We start from the raw sequence: 16,554 nt of genomic DNA on the forward strand, positions 1-16,554 counted from the left end.
TGAGGCCGTCACGATCAACATCAATGTTGTTTGATAATCCGCTTTCGCTGGCAAGCCAGCTCCTACAGGCAGAGCATTTCATCGGCACCCAACGTGCCAAAGTCCCTGTAAACTCCGCCTCTTTACCCGAAGCTCAGGGAGTTCAAATGTCCGGCTCGATCCTTTATATCCACGGTTTCAACAGCGCGCCTGCGTCGAAAAAGGCCACCCAGTTGAGCGAAGTGATGGAACGCCTGGGCTTGAGCGACCAATTGCGTGTGCCGGCCCTGCATCACCACCCCCGCGAGGCCATCGGTCAGCTGGAGCAGGCGATTGAAGCGCTCGGACGGCCACTGCTGGTCGGCAGCTCGCTCGGCGGCTACTATGCGACTCACCTGGCCGAGCGCCATGGCTTGAAAGCCCTGTTGATCAACCCTGCCGTCAGTCCGCACCGGATGTTCGACGGGTTCCTGGGTACACAGAAGAACCTGTATACCGACGAGGCCTGGGAAATGACCCACGACCATGTGACGGCCCTCGCCGAGCTGGAAGTGCCGGCACCCCAGGACCCGCAGCGCTATCAGGTATGGTTGCAGACCGGTGACGAAACACTGGACTATCGCCTCGCCCAACAGTATTACCGGGCCTGTGCCTTGCGCATCCAGGCCGGTGGCGACCATGGTTTCCAGGGTTTTGCCGAGCAGCTTCCGGCCATGCTGAGTTTTGCCGGCATTGGCGCAGATTTGTATCAGGCGATTGATTTCACCGCGCTGTGAAACCTTGCCCCTATTTTCAATGAAAGACTGACGACGAGACCCCATGGCCACTCCCAGCGCTAGCTCTTATAACGCCGACGCCATCGAAGTCCTCTCGGGCCTCGACCCGGTGCGCAAACGCCCCGGCATGTACACCGACACCAGTCGGCCGAACCACCTCGCCCAGGAAGTCATCGACAACAGCGTCGACGAAGCCTTGGCCGGACATGCCAAATCGGTACAGGTCATCCTCCACGCCGATCACTCGCTGGAAGTCAGCGATGACGGCCGTGGCATGCCAGTGGACATTCACCCCGAAGAAGGCGTTTCCGGGGTCGAACTGATCCTCACCAAGCTTCACGCGGGTGGCAAGTTTTCCAACAAGAACTACCAGTTCTCCGGCGGTCTGCACGGGGTGGGTATTTCGGTGGTCAACGCCTTGTCGACCGAAGTCCGGGTGCGTGTAAAACGTGACGGCAACGAATACCAGATGACCTTCGCCGACGGTTTCAAGAAAACCGAGCTGGAAATCCTCGGTACGGTCGGCAAACGCAATACCGGCACCAGCGTGTTCTTCGCGCCGGACCCGAAATACTTCGATTCACCGAAATTCTCCATCAGCCGCCTCAAGCACGTGCTCAAGGCCAAGGCCGTCCTGTGCCCGGGGCTGCTGGTCAGTTTTGAAGACAAGGCCAGCGGCGAGAAAGTCGAATGGCATTACGAAGACGGCCTGCGTTCCTATCTGGTCGACGCGGTCAGCGAATTCGAGCGCCTGCCGGACGAGCCGTTCTGCGGCAGCCTGGCCGGTAACAAGGAAGCCGTGGACTGGGCGCTGCTGTGGCTGCCGGAAGGTGGCGACGCGGTGCAGGAAAGCTACGTCAACCTGATCCCGACCGCCCAGGGCGGTACCCACGTCAACGGTTTGCGCCAAGGCCTGCTCGACGCCATGCGCGAGTTCTGCGAATTCCGCAGCCTGTTGCCACGCGGCGTGAAGCTGGCGCCGGAAGACGTCTGGGAACGCATCGCTTTTGTGCTGTCGATGAAAATGCAGGAGCCGCAGTTCTCCGGCCAGACCAAGGAACGCCTGTCGTCCCGTGAAGCGGCGGCGTTCGTCTCCGGTGTAGTCAAGGATGCGTTCAGCCTGTGGCTCAACGCGCACCCGGAAACCGGCCTGGCGCTGGCGGAACTGGCGATCAACAACGCTGGTCGTCGCCTCAAGGCCAGCAAGAAGGTCGAGCGCAAGCGCATCACCCAGGGGCCGGCGTTGCCGGGCAAGCTCGCCGACTGCGCCGGGCAGGACCCGATGCGTTCCGAGCTGTTCCTGGTGGAAGGTGATTCCGCCGGTGGTTCTGCCAAGCAGGCGCGGGACAAAGAGTTCCAGGCGATCCTGCCGTTGCGCGGCAAGATCCTCAATACCTGGGAAGTCGACGGCAGCGAAGTGCTGGCCAGCCAGGAAGTGCACAACATTGCCGTGGCCATCGGTGTCGATCCGGGTGCTGCGGACATGAGCCAGTTGCGCTACGGCAAGATCTGCATCCTCGCCGACGCCGACTCCGACGGCCTGCACATTGCGACCCTGCTCTGCGCGCTGTTCGTCCAGCATTTCCGCCCGCTGGTGGATGCCGGTCACGTCTACGTCGCCATGCCGCCGCTGTACCGCATCGACCTGGGCAAAGAGATCTACTACGCCCTCGACGAAGCCGAGCGCGACGGCATTCTCGATCGCCTGGTGGCCGAGAAGAAGCGCGGCAAGCCGCAGGTCACCCGATTCAAGGGCCTGGGTGAAATGAACCCGCCGCAGCTGCGCGAAACCACCATGGACCCGAACACCCGGCGCCTGGTGCAACTGACCCTGGGCGATAATTTCGACGCGACCTCGGAAATGATGGACATGCTGCTGGCGAAAAAACGCGCTGGCGACCGCAAGACCTGGCTGGAGTCCAAGGGCAACCTGGCGGAGGTGCTGGGCTGATGCGGCTGGGCTTTGCCCTGGCGTGTGCGTTGCTGCTGACCTCGATGACGGTGTCTGCCAAGCCGACACCGCAGCTGCGCCTGTTGTCCGAGCACGCCGTGGACGGCATGCGCGGCGGCAACCTGTCCGGGCTGGCCCAGTGCGGCACGGAGTTGTGGACGGTCTCCGACCGCGACGACGACCAGATCTACCGCCTCGAGACGGGCGCGGGTGTCTGGCGTGCGGAAGCGGTGGGCATCGGCGTGCCGCCCGTGCCGGAAAGCGGCTTGCCCTGGGGCCTGCGTTCGCGGGCCTGGGTGTCGTCGTTCGTGCGTGGCGGTGACCTGGATTTCGAAGGGATCACCTGCGACAGCGCTGGCAATCGCTACGTGGTCAGCGAGTCCCATGCGGCGGTGCTGCAAATTCCGCCAACCGGGCCAACCTTCTGGCTGAAGATTTCGCCGCTCATGGTGCGCGAGGCGCGGGCCAGCGGTATGTTGCTGCGCTTTAATGCATTGTTCGAAGGCCTGGCGATCAATCCGCAAGGTGACCAGTTGTGGTTGGCTGCCGAGCGCGAGAGCCGCGGGTTGCTGCTGGTCAAGCGCAAGCAGACCGTCTGGGACTGCGATGGCGGCTGTGTGCTGCTGAGCGAAGGCGCAAAGGAGATGCAACCGGCACAATTTCCCAGCGCCAGGCCGATGCCCCGGGATTTTGCCGACCTGTCATGGTTCGACGGCAAGCTGTTTACCCTCGAGCGCAATGCGTACCAGATTTGCCGTCGTGATGCGGTGACAGCCAAGGTCGAGCGCTGCTGGTCGTTTGCCGATGAGGCGTTGCAGGAAAATCGTCGTTATCCCCAGGACTTTGCCCTGACGGAAGCCTTGATCGTGGACGCCGAGGGCGCCTGGATCGGCATCGACAACAACACCGGCGCCCGCGCCGATGGCGAGGTCCGTCCGATCGTCTGGCGCTTTGCTGTACCTGAAGGTGGCTGGAGTGCCAAGTCATGAGCCAGCAAACGCCGGGCAAACGTGCCGGTCGGGTATTGATGGTACTGGCCTGGTGCGCCGCTTTGTTTCTGGCGACGCGGTTTTTCGGCCAGTGGGAAGAGCGTCAGCAAAATCCGAATGTGGTCGTCAGCTCGGAACGCGGCGAGGGTTTCGTCGAGGTGAAACTGGTCAGCAATGGCCAGGGGCATTTCGTTGCCAGCGGCCATATCAATGGCCAGCCGGTGAATTTCATGCTCGATACCGGGGCGACCGATGTGGCGATCCCGGCGCAAATGGCCGAACGGCTGAAACTGGAACAAGGCTTCGGGGTGACCCTGAGCACCGCCAACGGTCGCACCGAGGGTTATCGAACCCGGGTCGACCGGCTGCAACTGGGCGACATTGTGTTGCGTGATGTGCGCGCAATAGTCGTGCCAGGCCTGGATGGCGAGCAAGTGCTGCTCGGTATGAGCGCGCTGAACAAACTTGAATTTACCCAGCGCGGTGGCACCATGCTGCTGCGCCAGACAACGAACCGATGAGGCCCGCATGAGCGACTCCCTTGATCTCAGCCTGGACGGTGTAGAACGCCGGTCACTGGCTGACTTCACCGAAAATGCCTACCTCAACTACTCCATGTACGTGATCATGGACCGTGCCTTGCCGCATATCGGCGACGGCCTGAAACCGGTACAGCGCCGCATCATTTATGCGATGAGCGAGTTGGGGCTGGACGCCGATTCCAAGCACAAGAAATCGGCGCGTACCGTCGGTGACGTGCTCGGTAAATTCCACCCCCACGGCGACTCGGCCTGTTACGAAGCCATGGTCCTGATGGCCCAGCCGTTCAGCTATCGCTATACGCTGGTGGATGGCCAGGGTAACTGGGGTGCGCCGGACGATCCCAAGTCCTTCGCCGCCATGCGTTACACCGAGGCACGGCTGTCGCGCTACTCCGAAGTGCTGCTCAGCGAACTGGGCCAGGGCACGGCGGACTGGGGCCCGAACTTCGACGGCACCCTCGACGAACCGCTGGTGTTGCCGGCACGTTTGCCGAATATCCTCCTCAACGGCACCACGGGTATCGCCGTGGGCATGGCCACCGACGTGCCGCCGCACAACCTGCGCGAAGTCGCCAGCGCCTGCGTGCGTTTGCTCGACGAGCCCAAGGCCACGGTCGAACAGCTCTGTGAACACATCCAGGGTCCGGATTACCCGACCGAAGCGGAAATCATCACGCCGCGCGCCGACCTGCTGAAAATCTACGAGACCGGCCGCGGTTCGGTGCGCATGCGCGCCGTTTATCACATTGAAGACGGCGACATCATCGTCACCGCGCTGCCACATCAGGTTTCCGGCGCCAAGGTGCTGGAACAGATCGCGGCGATGATGCAGGCCAAACCCTCGAAAGCTCCGCAAATCGCCGATTTGCGCGACGAGTCGGACCACGAGAACCCGTGCCGGATCGTGATTATTCCGGGCGCCCGGAAAAACTTTGACCACGATGCGTTGATGCAGCACCTGTTCGCCAGCACCGAGCTGGAGTCGAGCTACCGGGTCAACATCAACATCATCGGCCTGGACGGCAAGCCGCAGCTGAAAAACCTGCGTGCCCTGCTGGTCGAGTGGCTGGAATTCCGGGTCCGGACCGTACGCCGCCGCCTGCAATTCCGCCTGGACAAGGTCGAGCGTCGCCTGCACCTGTTGGACGGTTTGTTGATCGCTTACCTCAACCTGGATGAAGTGATCCACATCATCCGTACCGAGGAGCAGCCTAAAGCCGCGCTGATCGAGCGTTTCGCCCTGAGCGAAATCCAGGCCGACTACATCCTCGACACGCGTTTGCGCCAATTGGCGCGACTGGAAGAAATGAAGCTGCGTTCCGAGCAGGACGAACTGCTCAAGGAACAAGCCAAGCTGCAAGCCCTGCTGAGCAGCGAAGCCAAGCTGAAGAAGCTGGTACGCACCGAGCTGATCAAGGATGCCGAGACCTATGGCGACGACCGTCGCTCACCAATCGTCGAGCGCGCCGAAGCCAAGGCGCTGACCGAGCACGATTTGCTGCCGAACGAGAAAGTCACTGTCGTGCTGTCGGAAAAAGGCTGGGTGCGCTCCGCCAAAGGTCACGACATCGACGCCACCGGTCTCTCCTACAAGGCTGGGGATGGTTTCAAGGCGTTGGCGGCAGGGCGCTCCAACCAGTTTGCGGTGTTTATCGATTCCACCGGGCGCAGTTATTCGGTGGCGGCACACACCTTGCCTTCGGCCCGTGGCCAGGGCGAGCCGCTGACCGGCCGTCTGACGCCGCCGCCAGGGGCGAGTTTCGAATGCGTGCTGATGCCCGAAGACGATGCGCTGTACGTCATCGCCTCGGACGCCGGTTACGGTTTCGTGGTCAAGGGTGAAGACCTGCAGGCCAAGAACAAGGCGGGCAAGGCCCTGCTGAGCCTGCCGAACAACGCCAAGGTGATCCTGCCGCGTCCGGTGGCCGATCGTGAGCATAACTGGTTGGCTTCGGTGACCACCGAAGGTCGCCTGCTGATCTTCAAGATCAGCGATCTGCCACAATTAGGTAAGGGCAAAGGCAACAAGATCATTGGGATTCCCGGTGAGCGTGTGGCCAGTCGCGAAGAATATGTCACGGACATCGCCGTTGTGCCGGAGGGCGCCACTTTGGTGCTGCAGGCCGGAAAACGTACCTTGTCACTGAAAGCGGACGACCTCGAACACTACAAGGGTGAGCGTGGTCGTCGTGGGAACAAACTGCCACGTGGCTTCCAGCGGGTAGATGCGCTGTTCGTCGAAAACCTCAATTAAGCGTCCTAGAGGCCTCGATCTACGATTTAACGCGTAGATCGACGCTTTGGCGCTGGAGTCGGAACGCATATTCACGGATGATATGGCCTTTCAAGCGCCGGCGTGGCCGAGCGTTCTTCATATTTATTGAGTATTTTCACTGTGATTAGCCTTGTGGCAATCACCTGGATGGGACGATGACTGCTCTGCGCCTTCCTTTTATTTTGATGCTCGCCGGCGTACTTGGCCTGGCGGGTTGCAGCGTTCACCAGCCGGTGTCGCTGTATCAACTGGACAGCGGAAGTCCGGTTCAGCCTGCGCAAAGCGCGGGCATGGCGGTTTTGTTGGGCCCGGTAACCGTGGCGGACTACCTGCAGCGCGAAACCCTGTTGCAGCGTCAGCCCGATGGCAGCCTGCAAGCCTCGGCCGACGGCCGTTGGGCTGGCAGCCTGTCCTCCGACATCGACCAGCTGTTGCTGCGTCAGGTGGCTGGCCACCTGGACAGCCAGCGTGTCGTGCTGGCGCCTGCGACCACAGGCTTCACGCCGGATGTCCAGGTGCTGTTGACCATCACGCGCCTGGATTCGGGGAAGTCGCAACCGGCGATTCTCGATGCGCAATGGCGTTTGATCGATCGTCGTGGCCAGGTGCGTGATAACCGCATCATTCACCTGCAGGAACAGCACGCCGGCAACACGGCGGCTCAGGTCCAGGCACAGGGTGTATTGCTGCAGAAGCTCGCTGAACAGCTCTCGGTAGCGCTCAAGCCACTGGCCAACCAGCCACCGATCGCCGAAGCACCACGCAAGCCGGCCGCCAAGCCTGCAGCACCGGCGGCGGAACAGGAAAAACAGCCGAAGATCCCGATGGCTGCGCCGATTCGTACGGATATGGAAGTGTTTCGCTTCTAAAGCTCGATGGATTGGAAACAAGGCCCGCGTTGATGCGGGCCTTGTTGTTTCTGCCGGTTGGAGATCTCTAGTGCCTGTCCCGGCCTCTTCGCGGGCAAGCCCGCTCCTACAGTGATTGATGTCGTACACAAGACCTGCGTTCGGCATGGAACCCTGTAGGAGCTGGCTTGCCAGCGATAGCGAAAGGACAGGCAACAAAAAAGCCCGCAGACGATCACTCGCCTGCGGGCTTCTTCATGACAGGGCTTTTACGCCCGACGTTCGTGCATCCGCGCCAGCTGTCGTTCCAGCATCGACGGATAAGGCTCCATCAGCCGCTCCACGCAGCAGGCGCCTTCAGGGCTTGCAATCGGGCGGATCCGTGCGCGCTGGCGGATCAGCGCATCGTCACTGATCTTGCGCTCCACCAGCAGCAGGTTGCGGCTGTGTTGCGACAGGGCCAGGGCATCCTGCGCGGCGTCGGTCAGCAACAGGTCGATCTGGCTCAGGCCGAACAGCTCCTCGCCCAGAGTCAGGCCCAGTTGCAATTGCAAGGTGATGCCGCTGTCGGCGACTTCGATCTGCAATTGATGCCCCAGCGCTCGCAGCAGCTCACCACAGCAGATGGCGTTGGTCAGGTAATCGTCGCCACTGTCTTCAGCGTGGAACAGCATCAGGGTGCTGCCATCGTTCAGGGTGTGCAGTTCGCTCTGGTAGAGCGAGGCCGCCTGGTCGAGGCAGTCGCGGTAGCGCTTGAGCAGTTCTTCCAGGCGTGTCCGCGGCAGGCGTCGCAACTGTTCCTGTGAGCCCAGCTGTACGGCCAGCACGGCGCTGTGCTGCGGCACGTTGGAAGCTACGGGTTTGGCCAACGGTTTCGCCACGCTGTCCGGCACATCATCGAGCAAGTCTGCGAACGCATCGTCATCGTCATCGTCTTCAACGGTGCTGACGACACGCCGTGGCGCGGCTTTCATCGCGGCCATCGGGCGACTTTCATCGAAACTCGGATCACGCAGGTTGCGCACTTCGAAGCCCGGTTCGCCGTCGTCGACATCGTCGTATTCGGGTTCCGGCTCGGGTTCCGGTTCGGCCGGTTCCGGCGCGAAGTCGGCATGCAGCTGGCGCGCCAAGTCGCCGATCTCGTCATTACGCTCGGTGGCCGGGGTGTATTCGTCGATGTTGCGCAGCCACACCCGCAATTGCAGCAGCGGCGTGGACAGGTATCGACCCATGCGCAGGCTCAAGGCCAGGGACAGGGCCAGCAGGATCGCACTCAAGATGCCCATGCTTTGCAGGCTGATGGTCATCGGCTGCTGGAATTGATCCATGTCCAGGCTGATGCGCAGCTGACCGGCGGTCACGTCCTGGAAGGTGATCTTGCTCTGGTACATGCCCTCGGCTTCGCCCAGCAGGCCATGCTTGGGACGCTGGCCGGCTTCGGCGAGGATGCGGTTGTCCACGCTGTAGATGGCGGCGTGGGCCACCAGCTTGTTCTTGGTCAGGTTGTTGAGCAGCACGTTGAGGCTGAGGATGTCGTTGGACACCAGCAGCTCGGTGGCCGAGGTGGCCGTCTGCATGGTCAGGCTTTCACCCAACGCATCCGCCTGCTCGTGCATGGCCTGCTTGAACTGCAAACCCATCACACAGGCGTAGATCACCAGGGCCAGAGCGACCAGGATCACGTTATGGCTGGCAATGCGCAATGCAATCGGTACACGGCGGTGGCGCAGTGCACGGAAGATCAGCAGGAAGAAGTTATCGGTTTTTACTGGCGTGGGCCGGTTCACTTGAGCTCGGCTCTTTTGTCCGTGAAGTTGACGCGCAGTATAGCGACAGGCCCTAGGCCGTCAAAGCGCTCACGGTGCCCGATGGTCACTGAATGTGGGTAGAATGCGGTTTTTTTCCACCTGCGGGGGTGCGCCTTGCGCGAAATCGTCCTGATAAACATCACGGGAGTCGACCGTCCGGGTCTGACTGCGGCCATTACCGGCGTTCTGGCCCAGGGTGGTGTGAACATTCTCGACATCGGTCAGGCGGTGATCCACGACACCCTGTCGTTCGGCATCCTGGTTGAAATTCCTGATACCGAACAAGGCAAGTCGGTGCTCAAGGACATCCTGTTCAAGGGCTATGAGCTGGATCAACAGGTGCGTTTCACGCCGGTGTCCGAAGAGGATTACCAGCAGTGGGTCGGCAACCAGGGTAAAAAACGCCACATCGTGACCCTGCTGACGCGCAAGGTCACCGCCGGGCAATTGCAGGCCGTGAGTTCGATTACCGCCAAATATGGTCTGAACATCGACCATATCGATCGCCTGTCCGGGCGCATGCCGCTGGACACCCCGGCTGATAAAGGCAAGGGCTGCATCGAGTTTTCCGTGCGTGGCGAGGCGGCTGATCCGCAGGCGCTGCGGGCCGAATTTCTCAGCGTCGCCCAGGAACTGAACGTCGACATCGCCTTCCAGGAAGATTCGCTGTTCCGTCGTAATCGCCGCCTGGCGGTGTTCGACATGGACTCGACCCTGATTGAAGCCGAAGTCATCGACGAGCTGGCCAAGGCGGCCGGTGTGGGCGACAAGGTGTCGGAAATCACCGAGCGGGCGATGGCCGGTGAACTGGACTTCCGCGCCAGCTTCAAGGAACGCCTGGCGTTGCTCAAGGGGCTGGATGTCGGCGTGCTGGACTCGATCGGCGCCTCGCTGCGCCTGACCGAAGGCGCTGAAACCCTGTTCGCCGAACTCAAGCGCCTGGGTTACAAGACCGCCATCCTGTCGGGCGGCTTCACCTACTTCGCCAAGCAATTGCAGGCCAAGCTGGGTATCGACTATGTGTTCGCCAACGAACTGGAAGTGGTCGACGGCAAGGTGACCGGCGTGGCGGTCGAGCCGATTGTCGATGCCCAGCGCAAAGCGGATCTGCTGAAAGAACTGGCACACAAGGAAGGCTTGCGTCTGGAGCAGACCATTGCGGTCGGCGACGGTGCCAATGACTTGCCGATGCTGGCGATTGCCGGGTTGGGCGTGGCGTTCCGGGCCAAGCCGCTGGTCAAGCAGTCGGCGAAACAGGCGATTTCCACCCTTGGGCTGGATGGCGTGCTGTATCTGCTGGGCTTTCGCGATCGCGACGGACAACTCTAACAGCACCGCAAATCCACTGTAGGAGCTGGCTTGCCAGCGATGGGGACCTCAAGGACGCCATCGCCAGCAAGCCGGCTCCTACAGATTTGGGCTGCGCACTTATGCCTTCGGCAGCCCCATACCCTGACCCATCCGCACCGGCGAACCGGCCAGCAACTCTGCATCCCACTGCACTTGATCCGGCCCGAACAGCACGACAGCGGTCGAACCCAGTTTGAAGCGGCCCAGCTCCGCACCTTTTTCCAGGTGGATCGGCGCACGCGCGGTTTCGTCGTAGCGGAAGGTTTTCAGCTCGCGTTTCGGCGGCGTCACCAGCCCGGCCCACACGGTTTCGATCGACGCCACGATCATCGCGCCCACCAGCACCACGGCCATCGGCCCGCGCTCGGTGTCGAAAATGCACGCTACGCGCTCATTGCGGGCAAACAGTTCCGGAACGTTTTCAGCGGTGGTCTGGTTGACCGAGAACAGCCGACCCGGGATGTAGACCATCTCGCGCAGGGTGCCGGCCAGCGGCATGTGCACGCGGTGGTAGTCCTTCGGCGACAGGTAGATGGTCGCGAAATCACCGCCCATGAACGGCGCAGCGTTTGCCGCATCGCCACCCAGCAGTTCCAGCACACTGAAGCTGTGGCCCTTGGCCTGGAACACCCGACCGTGTTCGATCGGGCCGAGCTGGCTGACCGCGCCGTCGGCCGGGCTGAGGATGGCACCCGGAGTCTCGTCCAGCGGACGGGCACCGTCTTTCAATGCGCGGGTGAAAAACGCGTTGAAGTGCTCGTAGGCGGTGAGGTCTTCGACCAGCGCCTCGGACATGTTCACCTGGTAACGCTTGGCGAACCACGCGGTGAACGCATTCTTGAACCAGCGCACGCGGCATTCGGCGATGCAGCCGGCCAGTCGCGAGAGCAGGTTGTGGGGCAGCAGGTATTGGCTGACGATAAACAGACGCTTGTTCATTAACTGTCCTTAAAAACCTTAAATCTCTACGGGCGTGTCGGGGTGGTTGCCCCATTCGCCCCAGGAGCCGGCGTAGCCTTTGACCCGCGGATAACCGAGAGCCTTGGCCACCAGATAGGTGAAGCCAGATCGATGGTGAGTCTGGCAGTGGGTAATCACTTCTTTGTCAGGCGTAATGCCGAGCTGTTCGAGGATCTGCGACATGTCGCTGCGGATGCGCAGCTGGCGAGACTTGTCCATGCCGGCGGTCCATTCGAAATTGACCGCGCCAGGGATGTGCCCGGCCTTGGCCGCGAGGACTTTCTCGCCGGAATACTCCAGCGGCCCGCGCGCATCCCAGATCGCCAGGTCGGCAGCGCCGAGACGGCTTTGCAGGTACTCGCGGGTGGCGATGGGTTCGTCGTGCAGGGTCAACGCGACCGGGCCGCCTGCAGGAGCGGGGACCTGGATCGACATGGGCATGCCTTCAGCCAGCCAGGCCGTCAGGCCGCCGTCGAGATAGTGGTATTGGCTGTGGCCAATGACATCCAGCAGCCAGATAAAGCGCCCGGCCCAACCGCCGCCTTCGTCGTCATAGACCACATAGACGGCATCGGGGTTGTGTCCCAGCTCACCGAACAATGCTTCGAGCGCCGCTTGCGGCGGCATCAGCCCCGGCGCGGGTGCCTGGCCGAGTTGTGTGCGTTTCGGATCGACAAACCGCGCACCGGGAATATGCCCTTCGGTGTAGCGGGCATGGCTGGTCAGGTCCACCAGGATCAGTTGGCGGGCTTCGAGGCGAGGGAGCAAGTCGCTCGGCTCGATCACCAGCGGCAAGCCAGAGAAGTCAGACATGTGAGGTCTCCAGGGCACAAAAGGGAGGATTGTAGCGCAGCCTTATTGGCCGCGCTGACTAAAGCTGTGCAGCGCTTTTTCGATGCATTGCGCGGTTTTGCCGAAGGCTTGCACGGCGATGTCCGAGAATGGCCCGCCACCCTGATCCGCCACGACGATCATGATCACTCGCCCATTGTTGAGCAGCGAGCGCAGCAACAGGTGCTCGCCGCTGAACTGGCTACGCAGGTTGTTGGGCAGCAAGGCGGAAAATTGCGCGTTGTTGAGCGGCGTCAGGCGTACCTGGGCCTGTTGCGAGAGCAGGCGTTGCAATAGCGCGCTTTGACTGACGTTAAAATTCAGCCCGGCCACTTCATCAGGCAGGCCGGCCGTCTGGTGCACACGCAGATTGGCGTGGGTGCGGTCGGCCATCAGGATCATCACCCGACGCATGCCACTGGCCACCAGCGCGTCGCGGGCAGAGGTGGTCAGGTGGATGGCATTGGTGAAACGACTTGGCTCGTGCAACAGCTCGGCACATTGTTTGCGCCATTTCGCCAGGTCGTCGGCAGTGGGTGCCGGGGCTGGCTGCAAACCGGCATGTACAGGGTTCGTACCCCATGGCCAGATCAGTGCGACAGCGGGATGCCAAAGATCGGGCATGGCGTGATAACGCGCACTGTTGGCGGCTTGCTGGTGCAATTGTTGTTGCACCTCGTCCATCGGTATTTGCAGGTAAAGGCCGGTCAAGTACTGCCAGCGCTCACTGTGCGGACTGTCCCAGGCCTGCTGCGCCGAGAGGGCCAGGCCGTTGGCCAATAACACCGTGTTGGCCGGTTGATTAAGCCAGCGACGCAGGGTCGGGTGGTCATCCAAGCGGTTCTGCTGGCGTAGCGGATGTTCGCTGTCGCGGGCAATGCGCAGCACTTTCACCAGTTCCCGTTGCTCGGTGAGCAGCAGTCGATAGCCCTGTTGCACCCAGATCGGCAGGTGCCAGAGATCCACCAGGGCCTGGCCGATTTCCAGCAGGCGCGCGCCAAACAGTTGCTGTTCGACTGCGCGCGCCGACTCGCCTTTATGAATGACCCGCAGCTCCCAGTCTTCGAGCAGCTGCGGATGCGTCATGGCAAGCGGCCACAGCGGCGACAGGAACAGCAGGCTGCCCCAGTGGATGTCCTGCCACAGGCGCGCCAGGCGGCCGGCAAAAAAACCGTTGGCCTGTTGGCTGGCGTGTTGGCTGATCATCTGCAACTGGCGCAGGGCTTTCGGGATCTCGGCCTGGGGCATTGCGGGCAATCGCGCGAGCAGCTCCTCGGTGCGCTTCAAGCCAAGGCGGTTGATGGCGACCTCAAGGTTTTCCGCAGGCTCGCTCATGGCGCCATGGCTGTGCCGGTTGGCTTCGCGAATCACGCTCAAGGCCAGGGCCGGGCTGCCCTGCATCAAGTCGGCGATGTTGCGCAGCGAGCTGCGACTGTCGCGCATGGCCCGGCACACTTGATCGTGACTGGCCTGCGGAACCGGCAGGCGCACGCCGTCGAGAAGCTTGACCCAGCCTTCGAGCGTGTTCGGTGTTGGCGTCGGGGCGTTCGTTTGTCTAGCCATGTCTGGAGGCGATCATCGTCAACAATACCTGGGCCCGGAGGGGGTCAAATTGGCTTTTCGCCTGAACTGGCTATAGTCTGGCGCAGTTTTGCCGATAAGTAGAAGAAGAGATTTTTTAACTTCCGAATATGACCTTGAACCCGACTCAGTAAGTGCTCTCCTACCTATGGCTAAAATTATCGGCATCATCGTCGTATTCGCGAGCGTGCTCGGCGGATACGTGCTCTCCCATGGCAAGATTGCCGCCCTGATCCAGCCTTTCGAGGTCATGATTATCGGTGGTGCGGCCCTCGGTGCATTCCTGCAGGCCAACCCCGGTTACATGACCATGCACGTGCTCAAGAAGTCCCTGAGCATGTTCGGTTCGCGTTTCAGCCATGCCTTCTATCTTGAAGTGCTGGGCCTGATCTACGAGATTCTCAACAAGAGCCGCCGCGAAGGCATGATGGCCATCGAAGCGGACATCGAAGATGCTGCGGCGAGCCCGATCTTCGCCAAGTACCCGACGGTCCTGAAGGATGAGCGCATGACCGCGTTCATCTGTGATTACCTGCGCATCATGTCCTCCGGCAACATGGCGCCCCATGAGCTGGAGGGCCTGTTCGACATGGAACTCTACAGCCTCAAGGAAGACCTGGAGCACCCGTCCCACGCGGTGAACGGCATCGCCGACGCCATGCCCGGTTTCGGTATCGTCGCGGCGGTCCTGGGTATCGTGGTGACCATGGCCTCGCTGGGCGAGGGCGACCAGAAGTCGATCGGTCTGCACGTCGGTGCGGCACTGGTGGGTACCTTCTTCGGTATTCTCGCCGCCTACGGTTTCTTCGGCCCGCTGGCGCATTCCCTGGCCCACGATGCCAAAGAAGAACTCAACGTCTACGAAGCCATCAAGGCCTCGCTGGTGGCTTCCGCCTCGGGCATGCCGCCATCGCTGGCCGTGGAGTTCGGGCGCAAGGTCCTGTACCCGGCGCACCGGCCAAGCTTCGCCGAGCTGGAACAAGCGGTTCGTGGTCGTTAAGTAATGGAAAATAACCAGCCGATAATCATCAAGCGCGTCAAGCGCATCGCCGGTGGGCATCACGGGGGCGCCTGGAAAATCGCCTTCGCCGACTTCGCCACGGCGATGATGGCGTTCTTCCTGGTGTTGTGGCTGTTGTCCACCGCCACCCCGGAACAGAAAATCGCCATCGCCGGCTACTTCAAGGACCCGATCGGCTTTTCCGAAAGTGGCACACCCTACATCATCGATCTGGGCGGCACGCCGACCATGGCGCCGGAAAATACCCTCAACCCCGAGGTGAAGACCCAGCCGCAGCCGGACAAGCTGACGGTCGACGTCGATCAGGTCGAGGGCATGGCCGAGACGGTGGAGAAGGAGCGTCTGGAACTGCTGCTGCAAGAACTGCAGAACAAGGTCGAAGAGAACCCGCAACTGCAGAAATTCAAAGACCAGATCCTGTTCGAAATCACCCCGGACGGTTTGCGCATCCAGATCGTGGACGCCGAAAACCGGCCGATGTTCGACTCGGGCTCGGCCCGCCTGAAACCGTATTTCGAAGACATCCTGCTGGCCATGGCCGACACCATCAAGGCGGTGCCGAACAAGATCAGCATCAGCGGCCACACCGATGCCACGCCGTACAGCGGCAGCGGCGAATTCGGTAACTGGGAGCTGTCGGCCAACCGTGCCAACGCCGCGCGCCGTGCGCTGGTGGCGGGCAGCTACCCGGAGGCACAGGTGGCGCGTGTGGTTGGTTATGCCTCGTCGGCCCTGTTCGACCGCGAGCATCCGTTCAATCCGGTCAACCGCCGTATCGACATTGTCGTGCTGACCAAGAAGGCCCAGCGTGCCATCGAAGGTTCGCAAGGGGCGGAACCTACTCCTGATGCGCCGCAAGATTCGGCTGCTCCAAATGCCGCACCGGCTGCGCCAGTCGATCCAAACGCGTTGCCAGCGGACAAGGAGCCGCTGCCGGCGCATGAGCTTCGGGAGCGTCTGAACCTGTTTGACGATCCTGCACCAAAACCGGGTGAGCCAGCCAAATCGGCTGAACCAACCAGGCAGTGACCGAAAAAAGCCGACAGCAATGTCGGCTTTTTTGTGTCTCGTGCTGGTGTTTCCGAGTTTCTGTATTTGCTTAGTCGTGTAGGAATTATCTGAAATTTCGCACCAGGGTTCTCAGCCGTGCACGCACTGCCTATAGTTTAACCGTTGCTGCTCACGCAGTGACCGATCTTAGCCGGTCGAAACAAAGATGGAACCTCACCCATTTGTTCGGAGTTAGACCTATGGCTAAGTACCACCCTCTGCATGGCAGCTTCAGCGTCGGCCCGACGCTGTACATCGACACCGAAGCCCGCCCTTCGGATCTTCTTGAAACGGCCTTCCACCGAATCAAAGCCGCTCGCAATCTACTTAACAGCGTCACATGTCTTTGTGTGAAGGATGTCGAAGGCCATGACCTGGAACATTTCGCCAATGCTGCGCACATTTTGATTCAGGATGGGTGTGATGGCTTGGATGCGCTGAGTTGGAGACTGGAAAAGGCAGCGCGCTAAAGTTTAGAAGGTCGCGATACTCACGGCTTTTTTGTCACATATTTGGGATGCACGGTCCAGAATCTGCCTTTCAATATCAGTCAGATACTTATTATTGCAAGGCTTTGAAATTGACTCCCTCTG

Annotated in this window: 14 protein-coding genes; 10 read left to right on the top strand and 4 right to left on the bottom strand. The window is 61.2% G+C overall.

The features are described from left to right. Window positions 1-146 precede the first annotated feature (146 nt). The 6 genes from NPS56_RS23115 (at window position 147) to NPS56_RS23140 (ending at window position 7,381) form a co-directional block, all read left to right on the top strand. Window positions 147-755 carry a YqiA/YcfP family alpha/beta fold hydrolase gene (locus tag NPS56_RS23115; protein ID WP_274076779.1) on the top strand — a complete coding sequence of 203 codons (609 nt, stop codon included), beginning with the start codon at window positions 147-149 and terminating at the stop codon, window positions 753-755. Window positions 756-798: 43 nt separating this feature from the next. After that, window positions 799-2,706: a DNA topoisomerase IV subunit B gene (gene parE, locus NPS56_RS23120; protein ID WP_274076780.1), complete on the top strand. Its 1,908-nt coding sequence runs from the start codon at window positions 799-801 to the stop codon at window positions 2,704-2,706. Next, on the top strand, window positions 2,706-3,695 hold the full coding sequence (locus tag NPS56_RS23125; protein WP_274076781.1) for an esterase-like activity of phytase family protein: 990 nt from the start codon (window positions 2,706-2,708) through the stop codon (window positions 3,693-3,695). Before parE ends, NPS56_RS23125 begins: the two co-directional genes overlap by 1 nt. Continuing rightward, window positions 3,692-4,216, top strand: coding sequence for a retropepsin-like aspartic protease family protein (locus NPS56_RS23130; RefSeq protein ID WP_046819858.1), 525 nt, complete (start codon window positions 3,692-3,694; stop codon window positions 4,214-4,216). The genes NPS56_RS23125 and NPS56_RS23130 overlap by 4 nt, the downstream gene beginning before the upstream one ends. 7 nt (window positions 4,217-4,223) lie before the next feature. Further along, entirely contained in the window at window positions 4,224-6,491 is a 2,268-nt protein-coding gene (parC, locus tag NPS56_RS23135) for a DNA topoisomerase IV subunit A (RefSeq protein ID WP_274076782.1), read from the top strand. A 176-nt stretch (window positions 6,492-6,667) separates the two neighbouring features. Further along, the gene (locus NPS56_RS23140; protein ID WP_274076783.1) at window positions 6,668-7,381 is read left to right on the top strand and encodes a PqiC family protein; all 714 of its coding nucleotides are present in this window, start codon (window positions 6,668-6,670) and stop codon (window positions 7,379-7,381) included. Window positions 7,382-7,629: 248 nt separating this feature from the next. Here NPS56_RS23140 and NPS56_RS23145 read toward each other — a convergent pair whose 3' ends face one another. Beyond that, window positions 7,630-9,147, bottom strand: coding sequence for an AhpA/YtjB family protein (locus NPS56_RS23145; protein WP_274076784.1), 1,518 nt, complete (start codon window positions 9,145-9,147; stop codon window positions 7,630-7,632). 135 nt (window positions 9,148-9,282) lie between these two features. Between NPS56_RS23145 and serB the strand changes: the two genes are divergently transcribed. Further along, on the top strand, window positions 9,283-10,497 hold the full coding sequence (gene serB, locus NPS56_RS23150) for a phosphoserine phosphatase SerB (RefSeq protein ID WP_095192149.1): 1,215 nt from the start codon (window positions 9,283-9,285) through the stop codon (window positions 10,495-10,497). Window positions 10,498-10,596: 99 nt separating this feature from the next. Here serB and asd read toward each other — a convergent pair whose 3' ends face one another. From asd to NPS56_RS23165, 3 genes are read right to left on the bottom strand one after another with little or no spacing between them, the layout of a single operon-like run. Beyond that, the gene (gene asd, locus NPS56_RS23155) at window positions 10,597-11,457 is read right to left on the bottom strand and encodes an archaetidylserine decarboxylase (protein ID WP_274076785.1); all 861 of its coding nucleotides are present in this window, start codon (window positions 11,455-11,457) and stop codon (window positions 10,597-10,599) included. A gap of 18 nt (window positions 11,458-11,475) precedes the next feature. Beyond that, the gene (rhdA, locus tag NPS56_RS23160) at window positions 11,476-12,291 is read right to left on the bottom strand and encodes a thiosulfate sulfurtransferase (RefSeq protein ID WP_274076786.1); all 816 of its coding nucleotides are present in this window, start codon (window positions 12,289-12,291) and stop codon (window positions 11,476-11,478) included. Window positions 12,292-12,333: 42 nt separating this feature from the next. Continuing rightward, window positions 12,334-13,872 (bottom strand): HDOD domain-containing protein, encoded by a 1,539-nt coding sequence (locus NPS56_RS23165; protein WP_274076787.1) that lies wholly within the window; start codon window positions 13,870-13,872, stop codon window positions 12,334-12,336. A 166-nt stretch (window positions 13,873-14,038) separates the two neighbouring features. On the opposite strand from NPS56_RS23165, the gene motA reads away from it, so the two are divergent. From motA to NPS56_RS23180, 3 genes are all read left to right on the top strand, one after another. Continuing rightward, window positions 14,039-14,890: a flagellar motor stator protein MotA gene (gene motA / locus NPS56_RS23170; RefSeq protein WP_008063575.1), complete on the top strand. Its 852-nt coding sequence runs from the start codon at window positions 14,039-14,041 to the stop codon at window positions 14,888-14,890. Between the two features lie 3 nt (window positions 14,891-14,893). Further along, window positions 14,894-15,940 (top strand): flagellar motor protein MotB, encoded by a 1,047-nt coding sequence (gene motB / locus NPS56_RS23175; protein WP_274076788.1) that lies wholly within the window; start codon window positions 14,894-14,896, stop codon window positions 15,938-15,940. Window positions 15,941-16,161: 221 nt separating this feature from the next. Next, a complete protein-coding gene (locus NPS56_RS23180; RefSeq protein ID WP_274076789.1) occupies window positions 16,162-16,431 on the top strand; it encodes a hypothetical protein in 270 nt (89 codons plus the stop codon). The last annotated feature ends 123 nt before the right edge of the window (window positions 16,432-16,554 follow it).

Source organism: Pseudomonas putida (genome assembly GCF_028682635.1).
GTDB lineage: Bacteria > Pseudomonadota > Gammaproteobacteria > Pseudomonadales > Pseudomonadaceae > Aquipseudomonas > Aquipseudomonas putida_AE.